Annotated in this window: 13 protein-coding genes and 2 pseudogenes; 8 read left to right on the plus strand and 7 right to left on the minus strand. The window is 70.9% G+C overall.

Annotation, left to right across the window (positions count from 1 at the left end; genetic code table 11):
* Together GKQ77_RS16570 and GKQ77_RS16575 are read left to right on the plus strand one after the other, a co-directional pair.
* On the plus strand, positions 1-872 hold an 872-nt coding region (locus GKQ77_RS16570), incomplete at its 5' end, for a methyltransferase domain-containing protein (RefSeq protein ID WP_219689548.1).
* 77 nt (positions 873-949) lie between these two features.
* The gene (locus GKQ77_RS16575; protein ID WP_219689549.1) at positions 950-2,074 is read left to right on the plus strand and encodes a hypothetical protein; all 1,125 of its coding nucleotides are present in this window, start codon (positions 950-952) and stop codon (positions 2,072-2,074) included.
* Here the strand turns inward: GKQ77_RS16575 and thpD are convergent.
* The 5 genes from thpD to GKQ77_RS16600 all read right to left on the minus strand — a co-directional run bounded on the left by thpD (position 2,034) and on the right by GKQ77_RS16600 (position 5,929).
* Positions 2,034-2,963, minus strand: a complete 930-nt coding sequence (gene thpD, locus GKQ77_RS16580; protein ID WP_308117686.1) for an ectoine hydroxylase — start codon at positions 2,961-2,963, stop codon at positions 2,034-2,036. The two genes, GKQ77_RS16575 and thpD, sit on opposite strands and share 41 nt — an antisense overlap.
* Before the next feature lie 102 nt (positions 2,964-3,065).
* Positions 3,066-3,938 (minus strand): amino acid ABC transporter permease, encoded by an 873-nt coding sequence (locus tag GKQ77_RS16585; protein ID WP_258021430.1) that lies wholly within the window; start codon positions 3,936-3,938, stop codon positions 3,066-3,068.
* Between the two features lie 50 nt (positions 3,939-3,988).
* Entirely contained in the window at positions 3,989-4,636 is a 648-nt protein-coding gene (locus tag GKQ77_RS16590) for an amino acid ABC transporter permease (protein ID WP_219689551.1), read from the minus strand.
* A 21-nt stretch (positions 4,637-4,657) separates the two neighbouring features.
* Complete coding sequence (locus GKQ77_RS16595) at positions 4,658-5,521, minus strand: glutamate ABC transporter substrate-binding protein (RefSeq protein WP_219689559.1); 864 nt, start codon at positions 5,519-5,521, stop codon at positions 4,658-4,660.
* 147 nt (positions 5,522-5,668) lie between these two features.
* Positions 5,669-5,929, minus strand: coding sequence for a hypothetical protein (locus tag GKQ77_RS16600; protein ID WP_219689552.1), 261 nt, complete (start codon positions 5,927-5,929; stop codon positions 5,669-5,671).
* Between GKQ77_RS16600 and GKQ77_RS16605 the strand changes: the two are divergent.
* The 4 genes and pseudogenes from GKQ77_RS16605 to GKQ77_RS33925 form a co-directional block, all read left to right on the plus strand.
* Positions 5,890-6,219 (plus strand): annotated as a pseudogene (locus GKQ77_RS16605) (RCC1 domain-containing protein); the annotation flags it as partial. The gene GKQ77_RS16600 and the pseudogene GKQ77_RS16605 sit on opposite strands and share 40 nt — an antisense overlap.
* A 154-nt stretch (positions 6,220-6,373) precedes the next feature.
* Positions 6,374-7,786 carry an MFS transporter gene (locus GKQ77_RS16610; protein WP_219689553.1) on the plus strand — a complete coding sequence of 471 codons (1,413 nt, stop codon included), beginning with the start codon at positions 6,374-6,376 and terminating at the stop codon, positions 7,784-7,786.
* Complete coding sequence (locus tag GKQ77_RS16615) at positions 7,773-8,768, plus strand: zinc-dependent alcohol dehydrogenase (protein WP_219689554.1); 996 nt, start codon at positions 7,773-7,775, stop codon at positions 8,766-8,768. The genes GKQ77_RS16610 and GKQ77_RS16615 overlap by 14 nt, the downstream gene beginning before the upstream one ends.
* 38 nt (positions 8,769-8,806) lie before the next feature.
* A complete protein-coding gene (locus GKQ77_RS33925; RefSeq protein ID WP_219689555.1) occupies positions 8,807-9,769 on the plus strand; it encodes a Gfo/Idh/MocA family protein in 963 nt (320 codons plus the stop codon).
* Between the two features lie 51 nt (positions 9,770-9,820).
* Here GKQ77_RS33925 and GKQ77_RS16625 read toward each other — a convergent pair whose 3' ends face one another.
* Both GKQ77_RS16625 and GKQ77_RS16630 read right to left on the minus strand, forming a co-directional pair.
* Positions 9,821-11,032 carry a galactosyltransferase-related protein gene (locus GKQ77_RS16625; RefSeq protein WP_219689556.1) on the minus strand — a complete coding sequence of 404 codons (1,212 nt, stop codon included), beginning with the start codon at positions 11,030-11,032 and terminating at the stop codon, positions 9,821-9,823.
* Between the two features lie 161 nt (positions 11,033-11,193).
* Positions 11,194-11,757: a glycosyltransferase family protein gene (locus GKQ77_RS16630; protein ID WP_258021431.1), complete on the minus strand. Its 564-nt coding sequence runs from the start codon at positions 11,755-11,757 to the stop codon at positions 11,194-11,196.
* Positions 11,758-12,296: 539 nt separating this feature from the next.
* Between GKQ77_RS16630 and GKQ77_RS33405 the strand changes: the two are divergent.
* Positions 12,297-12,407: pseudogene (locus tag GKQ77_RS33405) on the plus strand (deaminase); the annotation flags it as partial.
* Between the two features lie 206 nt (positions 12,408-12,613).
* On the plus strand, positions 12,614-13,402 hold the full coding sequence (locus tag GKQ77_RS16635) for a formylglycine-generating enzyme family protein (protein WP_219689557.1): 789 nt from the start codon (positions 12,614-12,616) through the stop codon (positions 13,400-13,402).
* The last annotated feature ends 19 nt before the right edge of the window (positions 13,403-13,421 follow it).

Raw genomic sequence — 13,421 nt, forward strand, 5'->3', positions numbered from 1 at the left:
ATCTGACCCCACGTGACCTGACCCCGCCCTCGTCCTCGCGGGTCTTCTTCGAACCAGCCGACACGGAGATCGGCGTGTGGGTGGCGCAGGACCTCATCGACGAGGGCTGCGCGGTCCTGGACCTCGGCTCCGGCAGCGGTGCCGCCGCGGCGGCCATGGCCCGCGCGGGAGCGGCCCGGGTGCACGGCGTCGACTCGGGGGAACACACCGTGGCGTGGGCGCGCAGGCATTACGCGGCGTACGACGGCGACCGCCCGGTCACCTTCGCGCTCGGCGACTTCACCGCGCTGTCCCCCGCCGAGCTGCTGGCCACGGCCCCGGTCCCGCTCCGCCACCCGCTGGTCGTCACGAGCAATCCGCCGTACGTTCCCCTCTCCCCCCGGGACGACGCCCTGCGCCGGTCCGTCGGCGGGGGGACGGACGGTCTGAAGCTGATACCCGCGGTCATCCGGCACGGCCGTGCGCTGGGAGACGGCCTCGGCATCACCATCGGCAGCTACTCCAGTCCCCGCAAGGCGGTCGACCTGCTGGAGTCGGCCGGTTTCACGGTGCACGCCATCACCCTGTGCCCGCTGCCCCTCGGGGAGTTCACCCGGGACCACCCCGACCAGATGCTCCTGCTGGAGAAGCGGGACGAGGCGGTCCTGTGGCGCTCGGGTCCGTATCCGCCCGCGTACTTCATCGTCGGTCTGGCCTGCCGCAAGAGCGCTGAGGACCGGCTGACCGGCGACGGTCTCATGGAACTCCTGCGTACGGCCGCCCGCTCCCGCACCACGCGTCTCGAGACCCTGGACGAAGCGGCCTTGCCGCACTGGCCGGGTCTGGTCCGCGTCGTGGATCTGCCCCAGCCCGCCGTCCGTCGGCACTGGTGACCTCCGCCCCTCGCGCTGGTGACCGCCCGCCCGCTCCCGGAGGGCGCCATGCCCTCCCGCTCGCAGAGAGGCCGTTCATGAACACCGCTCGGATCGCGCCCGTCTCGCCCGTCAGCGTCACCACCGGTGCCGTCGAACACAGCGTCGACTTCATACGTCCACGGCTGCTGGCGAGCGGGCACGACCGGGTGTCCCTGTATGCCGGTGTGCAGATCAACGGCGCCCCGCACCTGGGCACCAGCGTCATGCAGACCTCCGCGTTCCTGCTCGCCCGAACGGCCCGGGACAAGTTCGGCGTCGATGTGACACTGCGGTTCGGCGCGCTGGACAACGCGGGCTGCGAGACGCGGCGGTGCCCGCGGACGGGAACCCGGTACGAGCGTTCCTTCCGCCATGCCCTGGGCGGTGAGCGCATACAGGAGCTGATCCGGACGTACTACGGAGGCTTCTTCGACGCGCTGTCCGCGATCACGGGCGTCCCCCACGAGATCGAGACCTACACACAGCAGCAGAGCCGGCCGGACTTCCGGCAGGAGTTCCTGGAATCGCTGACCCGGATGGACGCCCTGCGGTGGGTGCTCGCGCCCTCGCACGGCAAGGTGCCCATGAGCCCGCCGTGCCCGCGGTGCGGCTGGGCGCAGAAGCAGGGCGAGCACACCGAAGTGCTCGCGGCCGGGCCCGGCCACGCGGAGCTGGCGGCGGTCTGCCTGGACCACGGGGGTTACGTGGCGCGGGTGCGCGCCGACGGGACCGATGGGGCGGACGAGGCGTACATCGGCTCGGGCACGCTCCACCGCAACCTGCTCAAGGAGCGGGTGGCCGCACGGGAGGACGCGCTCGCCGTGGTGGTCAAGGGAGCCGACTGGGCCGCGGGGTGCCGTCTGCTCGACGAGGCGTTCCTGTGCTATCCGCAGGCGGTGCTCCCCGCACGCCTGTTCACCCCGGTGGTGCTCTCGGCGTCCGGGGCCAAGCTCTCCAAGTCGCTCATCCGCGCGGGCAGGACGGAGGCGACGGCGGGCAGCGAGCCCTGGATGCTGGACGCGGGCGCCTGGCCCGGCACGGTCGAGGAGTACGCGCGCCTGCTGCTCGGCCTGGTCACGCTGATGCTGTCCGAGCCGCGCCACTTCGAGCGCGGCTACACCACGCTCGAAGTGGCCCGGCTCATCGACGCGGCAGGTCTGCGGATCGGGGCACCGGCGTGAAGTCCCGGTCCGCGAGGTATCCCGGGCGCGCTTCCGGAGCCGCGTACGGCGTGGTCAGTGGGTTGTCGACGCTGTTGTAGACGACGAAGAGGTTCGTCCTGGGGAACGGAGAAACGTTTCCTCCGGAGGCGTGCAGGCAGTTGCAGTCGAACATGACCGCTGAACCGGCCGCTCCGGTGAACTGCCGGATGCCGTGCCGCTCGGCCAGTGCCGTCACAGCCGTACGGTCGGCCGGTCCGGCCGGGAGGTTCTTCCCCAGCAGCGAAAGCTTGTGATAGCCCGGTGGCGTCTGTCCGACGGAGGGTACGAAGGTCCGCTGCGACCCGGGGATGATCATGAGCGGGCCGTTGAAGGGGAGGTTGTCCATGAGGGCGACGGAGAAGCTCAGCGCGCGGGGCGCGGGCATGCCGTCCTCGGAGTGCCAGGTCTCGAAGTCCGAGTGCCAGCCGAACTTCGAGCCGTCGAAGGCCGCCTTGTAGTTGATCCTGCTCTGGTGGACATAGACGTCCGAACCGAGGACCTGTCGGGCCCGGTCGGCGAGGCGGCCGGAGTGGACGAGGCGCCTGAAGACCTCGCTGAGCCGGTGCACCTCGAAGACGGAGCGGATCTCGTCGGAGTCCGGTTCGGCCACCACCCGCTCAGAGGAACGCAGTGCGGGCTCGGATGCCATACGTCGCATTTCCTCACGGCACTCCCGCGCTTCGGCGGGGTCGAGGAGCGCGCCGAAGGCGAGGAATCCGTCGCGGTCATAGGCGGCCACCTCCTCGGCGGAGAGCGGGCCTTCCTTCCCGTCGCCCCACACCACCGGATGGTGACGCGGAAAGGGCACGGACTTGGTGACGGAACGGGTGGGGTAGAGATCGCCCACGAATTCGACAGATTCGGTCACAGTGATTCCTCCGCAGCCGGGCAGTGGATACGTTTTCCCTGCCCGTGGCATCCCCGAAGAAACTCTCCTGGGACCGTGCCCGTCGAGTCCGCGCCATTCCTGTCACGAATTGCGTGCCGCAAGGTGCCGGGCCACACGGGAAAGAAGGAGACACATGATGATGTACAGCGAACCGACCACGCAGAGAACGGGGAGGTAGGGGTAGCCGGAAGGAGTAGCCGTGTTCTGCGCCAGGAGTTTTCCCGCGTAGAGAAGCTCCTCGTACATGATGAAGAAGCCGAGCGAGGTGTCCTTGAGCGTCACCACCATTTGGCTGATTATGCTCGGCAACATGGTCCGCACCGCCTGCGGCATGACGACCGCCGTCATCACTTGCGTCTTGCGCATTCCCAGCGCATATCCCGCCTCGAACTGCCCCCTGGGAACGGCTCCGACCCCCGCCCGCAGGATCTCCGCCTGTGCCGCACCGTTGTAGAGGGCGATACCGATCACCAGGGCCCACAGCGTGGGGCTCGCGAAATTGTCCGCCACCCATCCGCCCGGGCTCCCGAAGTCCCTTCGCAGAACGTCGGCGACGGCGGTGACGTACGTACGCAGAAGGTCGGTTGCGTACAGGGCGAAGACCGTGATGATCACCGGAACCGCACGGAAGAACTCCACCAGCGCCCCGGCCGGCCAGCGCAGGACGCGATGTGCGGAGAGTCGCCCGGCCGCGAACAGGAAACCCAGCGCCAAGGAGAGCACCACGGAGAGGACGAACGCCTTGAAGGTGTCCACCACGCCGGCGAGGATGCGCAACTGCACGCCGCGGTATTCGAAGGCCTCCCACATCCGCGCGTCGAACTGCCCGGCGTCCGAGAACCGGAGGAAGGCCCAGCAGACAGCGCCCCCGGTCACCACCGCCACCAGCACCGCGTACCAGGTATGGCGGCGGCGGGCGCGCGGGCCCGGGGCCTCGAACAGGGCGGACGCCATCCGGGCACCGGACTTCATCCCGGCACCGGACTTCATCCTCACATCGGACCTCATCCCGGCACCGCCAGACGGCGCTCCAGCAGATGGAAGCCGGCACTGATCACCGCGATCAGCACCAGGTAGGCGGCGGTCACCCACAGGAAGACGACCGCGACCGCGTATCCGCGCTCCACCAGGGTCTTCTCGGTGCTGAACAGTTCATAGACGCTGAAGCCGCCGGCGAGCGCGGAGTTCTTCACCAGAGTGATCACGACATTGCCCAGCGGGGGGACCGCCGCCCGCCCGGCCTGAGGAAAGACGATCAGTGCCGCCGTCTGCGCCGTGGACATGCCGAGGCTGCGGGCGGCTTCGGCCTGTCCCAGCTCCACGGCGTTGACGCCCGAGCGCAGCGCCTCGCACACGAACGCCGACGCGTAACCGCCCATCACCAGTACGGCGAGCGTGAAGTATCCCGCTTCGGTGAGGCCCAGCATGGGCAGCCCGAGCGTCACGCCGAAGAAGAGGACGGTGAGCGGGGTGTTGCAGAGCACTGTCACCACCGTCGCGCCGAGGCCGCGGCAGAGCGGCACCGGACTGACGCGGAAGGAGACGAGCACGATGCCCAGGGCGAACGCGAGCAACGTGCTCAGGCACATCAGTCGGACGGTGCCCACAAAGCCCTGCCAGAAGAGACCGGCGTTGTCGGTCAACACCTCCATGGGCGCCTCCAGGCCGAGGGGTCAGTACCGCTGCACCGGTGGTGGCGTCGGCGCCGGGACGCCGGAACGGCCGAGGGTGGCTTGGTACGCCCGGAGCCAGTTTCCGTTGCGGACGTGGTGTTCGAGGGCGTCATTGACGGCATCACGAAGAGCCGCGTCCCGCCGTCCCAGTCCCACCCCGTAGGGCTCCTCCGAGAAGGGCCGGCCGAGGACCCGTAGGCGGCCCTGGTTCTGTGCGGCGTAACCCTTCAGGATCGTGTCGTCGGCGGTGACCGCGTCCACCACGTTCATGATGAGATCCTGCACGCAGTGCGCATAGCTGTCGTGGGATACGACGGTCGCCCCGAATTCCGGCTTGCGGATCCGCTGGAAAGGGGTGGATCCGGTCACCGTACAGACTTTCCTGCCGCGCAGTTCTTTTGGGCCACCGATACTTCGATTTCCCTTCTCGACCAGCAGGTCCTGCCCGCCCAGATAATAGGGCCCGGCGAAGGAGACCTGCTTTTTCCTTTCACTGTTGATCGTGTAGGCGCCCACGTAAAGATCGACGTCCCCCTTCGAAATCGAGATCTCCCGCACCTGCGGGGCGACCGTCTTCCACTCGATCTCGTTCGACGCGAATCCCAGATACGCCGCGACCATTTTCGCGATCTCGACATCGAACCCCGAGCGCTGTCCCGTCACCGGATCCTCGAACCCCATGAAGGGGTGGTCGGACTTGACGCCAATGGTGAGGGTCTTCTTGGCGAGGGCTCGGGAGCGTTCTCCGACGGAGTACTCAAGGCTTGGAGCGCTGGCCGTCAGCGCTCCGACGCTGCCCGGGACACTGCCTTCTCTTCCGCACCCGCCGAGAACAGGGAATAACAGCAGAATCACGAGACTCAGGCGACGAACCCGTGCTCCCACCTTCCCTCCTCAGGACGATGTGGGGCGTGCACCGGAATGAAAGCAGTGTCCCGGTCAGTTTAGCGACGCTGATGTGCCGCGCTACCCGGCGTCTTTCGATTCCCCCCCCCGCCCCCCACCTCCGCGTCAGCCGGTCTTCTGCCAGGTGCCTCCCTTGTCCAGGCGGTAGGTGCCGGTGAGCCGCCGCTCATCGGCGCCGGCCCGCGGCGTGCCGCTTCCGCGCTCTCCGTCGTCGTGGTCGTCCGGCTGCTTGGCGGTGGCACCGGACGGGCGGACGCTCTGGCACTTGTCGGGGTTGGTGTAGGTCCGCGCCTGCGCGCGCGTGGGGTGCCAACTCCGGTGGCCAGCTGGGCAATTCGACGCCCGCCGACCGGTACGCCCCGGCACCTGTCCCCTCCCTGCCCAAGCAGGACGTGTTCGAGATCGCGGCGGGCGGCGGTGCCACCGACGGCTGGGGCTTCGCCGTCGCCCTGCGCAACGACAACTCCGTCTGGACATGGGGCCAGAACGACAACGGCCAACTCGGCACCGGCCCCACGACCCCCGACCACAACCCCGCGCCGGGCAAGGTGCCCGGGCTCACCGGCATCGTGGACGTCGCCGCGGGCGGTCAGCACGCCCTCGCGCTGCGCGTCAACACCGGTAAGGCCGACGGCGTTTACGCCTGGGGCCTCAACGACAAGGGCCAGCTCGGCACCGGCACGGGCCCGCCCTCCACACTCCGTGGCAGGGCGGGCCCCGCACCGGTCATGGTGATCCGATTGACGCGGCGAACGGGCTGTGCGAGCCTCCCGTTGATCCAGCTCCGGGAGTGCCGCCAGGAGGGCGCCGATGACCAGCACGGTGGCGCCGCCAGGGGTGCTCTCCCCTGCCTACCGTGCCTGCACTCTCGCGCTGAGCGGCACCTTCGTACTGGTCGCCTTCGCCGGTCTCGCGCTGAGCACGGTGATGCCGATCGCCGTCCAGGAACTCGACGGACTGGGCCTGTACGCCCTCGCGTTCGGCGGCTTCCTCACCACCGGCATCATCGGCACCGTACTGGCGGGCGGCTGGGCCGACCGGCGCGGCCCGGCGCCCGCACTCTGCGCGGGGCTGCTCTGCTTCTCGGGCGGCGCGCTGCTGTCCGGGCTCGCGGCCACCATGTCCGTCTTCCTGGTCGGGAGGTACCTCCAGGGGTTCGGCGGCGGCGCGGTGACCGTGGCGCTCTATGTGGTCGTCGGCCGTGCCTATCCGACCGGGCTGCGTCCGCGGATGTTCTCGCTGATCACCGCGTGCTGGATCGTCCCGTCCATGGTGGGCCCGCCGGTCGCGGGAGTCGTCGCCGAGACCCTGTCGTGGCACTGGGTGTTCCACGGCATCGCCTTCCTCGCCGTGCTCGCCCTCGTGCTGCTCGCCCGGCCGCTGTCACGGCTGCGGACGGTCGGCGCCCCGGAAGAGGAGGGGGGTGGTGGGGAAGGCGGGCCGGTCAGCGGCCTTGGGGTCGTGCCCGCGCTCGCGGTGGCTCTCGGCGCGGGTCTGCTGCAGTACGCGGGCACCCCATCCGCCCCCTACCGCCTGCCGGCGGCGGTCGTCGGGCTCGTACTCCTCGTCGTCCAGCTGCGGCCGCTGCTGCCCGCGGGCACTCTGCGGGCGCGGCGCGGCATACCGTCCCTGGTGCTGCTGCGGGGCGTCGCGGCGGGCGCGTACTTCACCATCGAGACCTACATCCCGCTGATGCTCGTGAACGAACGGCAGTGGTCGCCGGGGGCGGCGGGCATGTCACTCACCGGAGCGGCGCTCACCTGGTTCGCCGCCTCCTGGCTGCAGGGCCGCCCCCGGCTGCCCTGGCCGCGCGAGCGGGTCGTCCTCGTGGGTGCGCTGATCCATGGCGCGGGCGCTGCCCTGACGCTGAGCGGCACCCTGCGGGCGATGCCCGCGGTGACCGTCGCCGTCGGTCTGCTGGTCGCGGGCTTCGGGATGGGGCTGCTGCTCCCCGGCGTCGGGGTGCTCACCCTCGAACGCTCGCCCACGGACCAACAGGGCCGGAACTCCGCCTCGTTGCAACTGTCCGACAGTCTGTCGAGCGTGTTGCTCGTCGTGGTGTGCGGGGCCCTGTTCAACATGGCCCATGTGCGCGCCGGACAGGACACCGCGGCCTTCGCCGCCGTCTTCGGCACCGCCCTCGCGGTCGCCGCAGCGGCCGGACCGGTCGCCCGCAGGATCACCCCGCCACACCCGGAGGAGAAGAACCTTGCGACGCTATGAGCTGGTGGGCAGGCGCGACATCCGTCTGGTCGCCGACGCGCCGGTACCGGAGCCCGGCCCCCTCGAAGTGCTGGTGCGGGTGCGGGCATGCACCGTGTGCAACCGCAGCGACCTGGCCTATTACCACTACTACGGGCTGCGCGAGCACTGCGCCCAGGGCTGCTACGGCCACGAGATCGCCGGAGTGGTCGAGGCGGTGGGCCCCGGCGTCACCCGGGTCGCGCCGGGGCAGCGCGTCTTCGTCCGTACGCCGCTCACCACCGGCTACGCCGAATTCGCGCTGGCACGTGAGATAGCCGTGGGCGCGCTGCCGGACGCGGTGCCCTTCGAGCAGGGCGCGATCCTGCAGCTGCTCCCGCTCGCCGTGCACGCCACCCGCGGGGTGCGGCTCGGGGACCGAGTGGCCATCGTCGGGCAGGGCCCGGTCGGCCTGATGGCGCTGCGCATGGCGGCGCTGCGCGGCGCCTCGCACCTCACGGCGGTCGACCTCGACGACTGGCGCCTGGAGCGCTCGGCTCTCCTCGGCGCCGACTCGACCCGGCGCGTCGACGGCAGCGCGGCGCAACTCGCGGATGTCGGGGCCGATTTCGATGTGGCGGTCGATGCCGTGGGCACCCCGACCACGCTCAACGCCTGCGTGGGACTCGTACGGCAGAACGGGCTCGTCGTCATGCTCGGCACCCACCACGTGGACACCCACGTCACCGTCGACCTGGTGACCTGGGAGCGCAAGGGCCTGCGGGTGCACAGTTCGGCCGAGCCCGTCGACACCGCGCGCGCCGAGGCCATGCGCACTGCCGAACGGCTGTCCGGGACACGGGAGTTGCACCTGCCCGAGATCCTGACGCACACCTACGCCCTGGAAGAGCTGCCGAAGGCCATGGAGCAGCTGTCGGCGAGCCGCGCGCTGTACCCGGACGCCGGGGAGTCCCCGTACGACGGCCCGCCGCGCGAGACGCTGAAGGTGGCGATCGTGCCGTGAAGTGCCGTCCATGAGGTGCTGGTCGTGAGGTCACGTCCGTGAAGTGGGGTGTCGCCGGGTACGGCGACCTCGTCATCCGCCGTGTCCTGCCCGCTCTGCGCGCGCTGGGCGAGGAGCCCGTGTTCCTGTGGGGGCGCGATCCGCTGCGCGCGGCGCGGATCGCCGCGCGGTGGGAGGTCGCGGGGTCCGGCAGTGATCCGCGGGGTCTGCTGGCGGGGACGGACGCGGTGTACGTCGCGACGCCCGTCGTCCACCATGTGCCGCTGGCCGACGCGGCGCTGGACGCCGGACTACCCGTACTGATCGAGAAGCCTCTGGCAGGCTGCCTGCGCCCAGGGGCCGGCCGCCTCCGCACGGACTCGGGGCGGCCGGCCTCGGGGGTCGCGTACTACCGCAGGCTCGCCCCCGTACTGCGGGAGGTGGGCCGGGAGTTGGCCGGGTGGGCGCCGGACCGGGTGGAGGTGCGTTTTCGGTGTGCGTTCGAGCCGGGCCCCGGCCATCCGATGCGCTGGCGCACCGACCCCGCGGTCTCCGGCGGCGGGGTGCTCGCCGACGCGGGCTGCCACCGCCTGGACCTGCTCCTGGCCCTTTTCGGGCGCCCGACGGCGGTGGCCGCGCGGCTTGCCGGGTACTTCGACGCCGGTGCCGAGCGCGGCGCCGAGGTGGAGCTGAGCTGGCCCGGGCTGCGCGCGCGGTGCCTCTTCGAGTGGAGTGCCGAGCCGCCGGTGGACCGTATCGCGTTCCACGGCGGCGGCCGCTCCCTCGTACTCGACCCCCTAGACTCCGGGCAGTTGCTCGCCGCGGGCCCCGAAGGCGCGCGGCGGCTGCGGCGCGAACCGGCCGCCAACCCGCATCTGCCGCTGGTCGCCGACTTCGTCGCGGCGGTCGCGGCCGGGCGGCCACCGGTGTGCCCGGTGGCCGAGGCCGCGCTCGTCGACGACGTCATCGTGGCGGCGTACCGGTCGCACGCGCTGGGCGGTGGCCCGGTCGCCGCCTGGTAGGCACCGGCCCTCAGGCGGCAGTCCTCAGACGGCGGTCCTAGGTGGCGGTCCTCAGGTGGCGGCGGAGGTGAACTTCCCCAGATCGCCGTATCCGTGTCCGCTGGTCCAACTGCCCATCTCGATATGGGCGTTGAAGGGCCGGCCGTCGGCGCGCGTCATCGCCGGGCGGGGATGGTCGAGGTGGAGCAGCGTGTCGTCGTAGCGCCGCAGCGGGGCGGCGGCGGCGAGGCGGGCGACCACGTCGTCGTCCTCGCCGCCCCAGCCCTCGTACCGCTCGTCGAAACCGCCCACCGCGTGGAAGACGTCGGTGCGCAGCCATACGCATCCGCCGGGCGGCTCCCGCAGCAGCAGGCCGCGCAGCACGGACGGCGGCACATCGGCGGCGCCGCCGTCGTTGCGCAGACCGATGGCGCGCAGGGTGGACGGCGCGTCGAGCGAGAGTGACCAGCGGAACGGCAGATGGGTGCCGTGCCCGCCCTCGCGCAGCCGTGCTGTGTTGCGGGCGACGAAGTGCCGGTCGACGAGGATGTCGGCGTCCAGGACACACACGTACGCGTGCTCGGACACCGTCTTCCGGGACGCCTCCCGGGTCGTTTCCATGACGCCGACGTTGACCGCCCACGCCTTGTTGAACAGGCCGTCCTTGCGGGCGAAGACATACCGGTCCACGAGGCCGTCCAGCGCCTCGCGGGTGCGGGGCTCGTCGTCGGTCTCCACCACCGTGACCCGGTGGCCGGGCCCGCCCTCCTGGTCGGCGAGGGCCCGCAGACAGGCGAGCAGGTTCCGGGTCCGTATGCCGCCCGCGCGGTCCCGGAAGGGGATCACCACCTGGACGGCGCCGGTGCCGGGCCGCGGCCGGGTGCCGGGCGTCCTGGGTGAGAGTGGCGGCGGCTGTGCGGTGTAGTCGGCGCCGAGGTGGTAGTCGATCCAGATGTGCCGGTCCGCCTCGGTCACCGCTGCCGCCAACTGGCGTTGCCTCTCCAGGTTTTGGTGGAGCAAGGCGGTGAGGTTCTTGCGCAGGGCGTGCTGTGCGGCGGCGCGGGTGGGGTCGGCGAGGACGTCGTCGTACGCCGCCCTGGCCGCGCCGGTAGCGAAGACGGCGAGTGCGGCGTCGACCGTACGGTAGTGGTCCTCGCTCTTGGCCCAGTAGTCGGCGGCGATGGCGGGTACGGCCAGGTCGTGGGCGAGCACGGCGTAGGCGGTGAGTCGTTCGGCGAGCCGGTCGACGGTCGGTGGGGTCGGCTGCTCGGGCGGTGTGGGCACAGGTCTGCTCCGATCGGCGCGGTGGGTCACAAATAGCAGGGGCCGCGCAGGGGTTTGCGCAAGAGTTCGCGCAGGGGTTCCCGCAGGTGTTCGCGCAGGAGTTCGCGATGGGGGGCGGGGGCGTTCATCGATGTCCCTCGTCCGGCCCGTTCAGCCGCTCCTCAAGGACCCCGTTCGCCCTCTTGCCCGCGGCCCTGACCGGGGAGCCGGTGAGCATGAGCTTCTGCGCCTTGGGCCCGCTGAGCTGTGCGACCCAGTCCGTCGCCAGCGCGGGCTGCGCGCTGCGGGCCGAGACCGCGAGGTTCGAGCCGCCCAGGAAGACGCCGCCCGGTCGGTCCTTCGAGAGGCCCCGCGGCGAGAACCGGCAGCGCCGCCCTGGCGGCCAGGCTGCCGACGGTGACCGCGCCCAGGATCCGTCCCCGCGCGGGGAGTTCGGACCAGTTGACGGCAACAGCCCGCAGCTGTCCGCGGGTCCAGCGTGCCCGCTGGCGCAGCGCCGCGTCGGCGCGCTCGGTGGAGCTGACGCCGGACGGCGTACGCACGAAGCCGGTACGGACGTCGTGGCCCATCAGCCACAGTGACCAGTGGTAGGACTCCTCGACGTCGTCCGAGCGGATGGGGCGCACCCGGTCCCAGGTGGCCGCCCAGGCGTAGACGGAGCTTCCGGCGACCACATGGACCTCGGCCGACCTGGCTAGTCCGCACCCCGCGCTCGCTGACCTCATCGGCCTGCACCAGCGCGTAGCCCTCCGAGGGGTAGTCCAGCGCCGCCACGGCCCGGGCCGACCGGGTGAGCGTGGCCTCCGTCTCCCGGTAGAACGGCATCGGCAGGGTCAGCCGCCGGGAGGGTCGCCACCGCGCCGGCAGCCGGTCCACCGCATACGGGGTTACCGGCCAAGCGGGAACCAGAATGTCAGTCATATGCACTCTGGCTTCAAGAAGAACGCAGACACTTTCTTTTCCTTCCGCAGGAGAAGAAACGCATTGCCGGGAATGAGAAATGAAAGATCATCCCCCAGCGTCCCGAAACCTAGCACCCCAGCTCAACGTCTTGTCAACCTTGAATGTCGAACAACTCGACCGTAGAACCGGCCTGGTTGACCGGCTAGTTGGACGACTCTAAGGTGATCCGCCGCCTTACGAACCGACCACCAGGGGCGCACTTCCGAACAACTCGGACAACCACCAGGACCCATTACGGCAACCTTTTAAAACAACTCTTCAATAAGTCACCGATTCCGCTTCGGGAAAGGAGCTGCGCGTCATGGTCCGGCCTCACGTTCTTCTCTCGGCCGCCGTGTCGCTGGACGGCTGCCTCGACACCCACCCCGGCGAGGGCGGGCTGCTGCTGTCCAGCGAGGAGGACTTCGATCGGGCCTGGCGGTTCTGGCACCACGGCGGGCGTGGTCCTGCTCCGGTACGCGCTGAACGCGGACCGCGTTCTCGGTCGGCGCGGTCCTGCGGGCCTCCGGTGTGTGCCTTGCGGAGGTCACGGAACACGCGGAAGCGGCGCGGGCGCCCAACGCGCACTTGCCGCAATGACTCCGCCCCGCTCGCACTGAATCGAACCGAGGAGAAGCCATGCAGAGGGAGCAGGTCACGCCAGTGGAGCAGGTGGAGCAGGTGGACTGGGTCGACATCCCGGCCGGGTCGCTGCGCCGGGGCACCCCGGCCGACGAGATCCCGGAGGTGGCGCGCCGCTATGCCGACACCGGCGTACCGGTGGAGTGGTACAGGAAGGAGGCGCCGCGCACGGAGATCCGCCTCCCGGCGTTCCGGATCGCCCGCACTCCGGTAACGGTCGGGCAGTGGACGCTCTTCGCGGCGGCCACCGACAGGCCGATCCCGCGGGCGCCCGCGGACCACCCGGTCGTCGGGGTCGACTGGGACGCGGCGACGGCCTACTGCCGGTGGTTCGGGGAGCAGCCCGGCGGCGAAGAGGTGCGACTGCCCACAGAGGACGAGTGGGAGCGCGCGGCCCGGGGCGACGACGGCCGGGAGTTCCCCTGGGGCACGGAGTACCGCACGGGCCTGGCCAATCTGGTGGACCTCGGCATCGGCACCACGACGCCGGTCGGTTCGTTCCCCGAGGGCGCGAGCCCGTTCGGCGTGCTGGACATGGCGGGCAACGCCGACGAGTGGACCTCCACGCTGTACGCCCCCTATCCGGGCGCCCCCGCCGACGTGCCGGGCGTCGAGGACTGGGCGTACGATCCGCACGTCACCCGGGGCGGTGCCTTCCGCCACGACCGGGATCTGGCCCGGTGCGCCCGCCGACACGGCGTCTACGAGCGGGACTTGACGGAGATCGGCGTGGGCTTCCGCCTGGCGGCACCGGCCGAGCGGCCCGCGCGAGGGCGGGTCGGCTGACGCCGGGGGAGCGACGAAG

The organism is Streptomyces anatolicus (assembly GCF_019400875.1).
In the GTDB taxonomy this organism is placed as follows: domain Bacteria; phylum Actinomycetota; class Actinomycetes; order Streptomycetales; family Streptomycetaceae; genus Streptomyces; species Streptomyces anatolicus.

Coding starts and splice junctions, on each gene's coding strand:
- GKQ77_RS16575 (WP_219689549.1), top strand. CDS start 950: ATGAACACCGCTCGGATCGCGCCCGTCTCGCCCGTCAGCGTCACCACC.
- GKQ77_RS16585 (WP_258021430.1), bottom strand. CDS start 3,938: ATGGCGTCCGCCCTGTTCGAGGCCCCGGGCCCGCGCGCCCGCCGCCGC.
- GKQ77_RS16590 (WP_219689551.1), bottom strand. CDS start 4,636: ATGGAGGTGTTGACCGACAACGCCGGTCTCTTCTGGCAGGGCTTTGTG.
- GKQ77_RS16610 (WP_219689553.1), top strand. CDS start 6,374: ATGACCAGCACGGTGGCGCCGCCAGGGGTGCTCTCCCCTGCCTACCGT.
- GKQ77_RS16630 (WP_258021431.1), bottom strand. CDS start 11,757: ATGAGGTCAGCGAGCGCGGGGTGCGGACTAGCCAGGTCGGCCGAGGTC.
- GKQ77_RS16635 (WP_219689557.1), top strand. CDS start 12,614: ATGCAGAGGGAGCAGGTCACGCCAGTGGAGCAGGTGGAGCAGGTGGAC.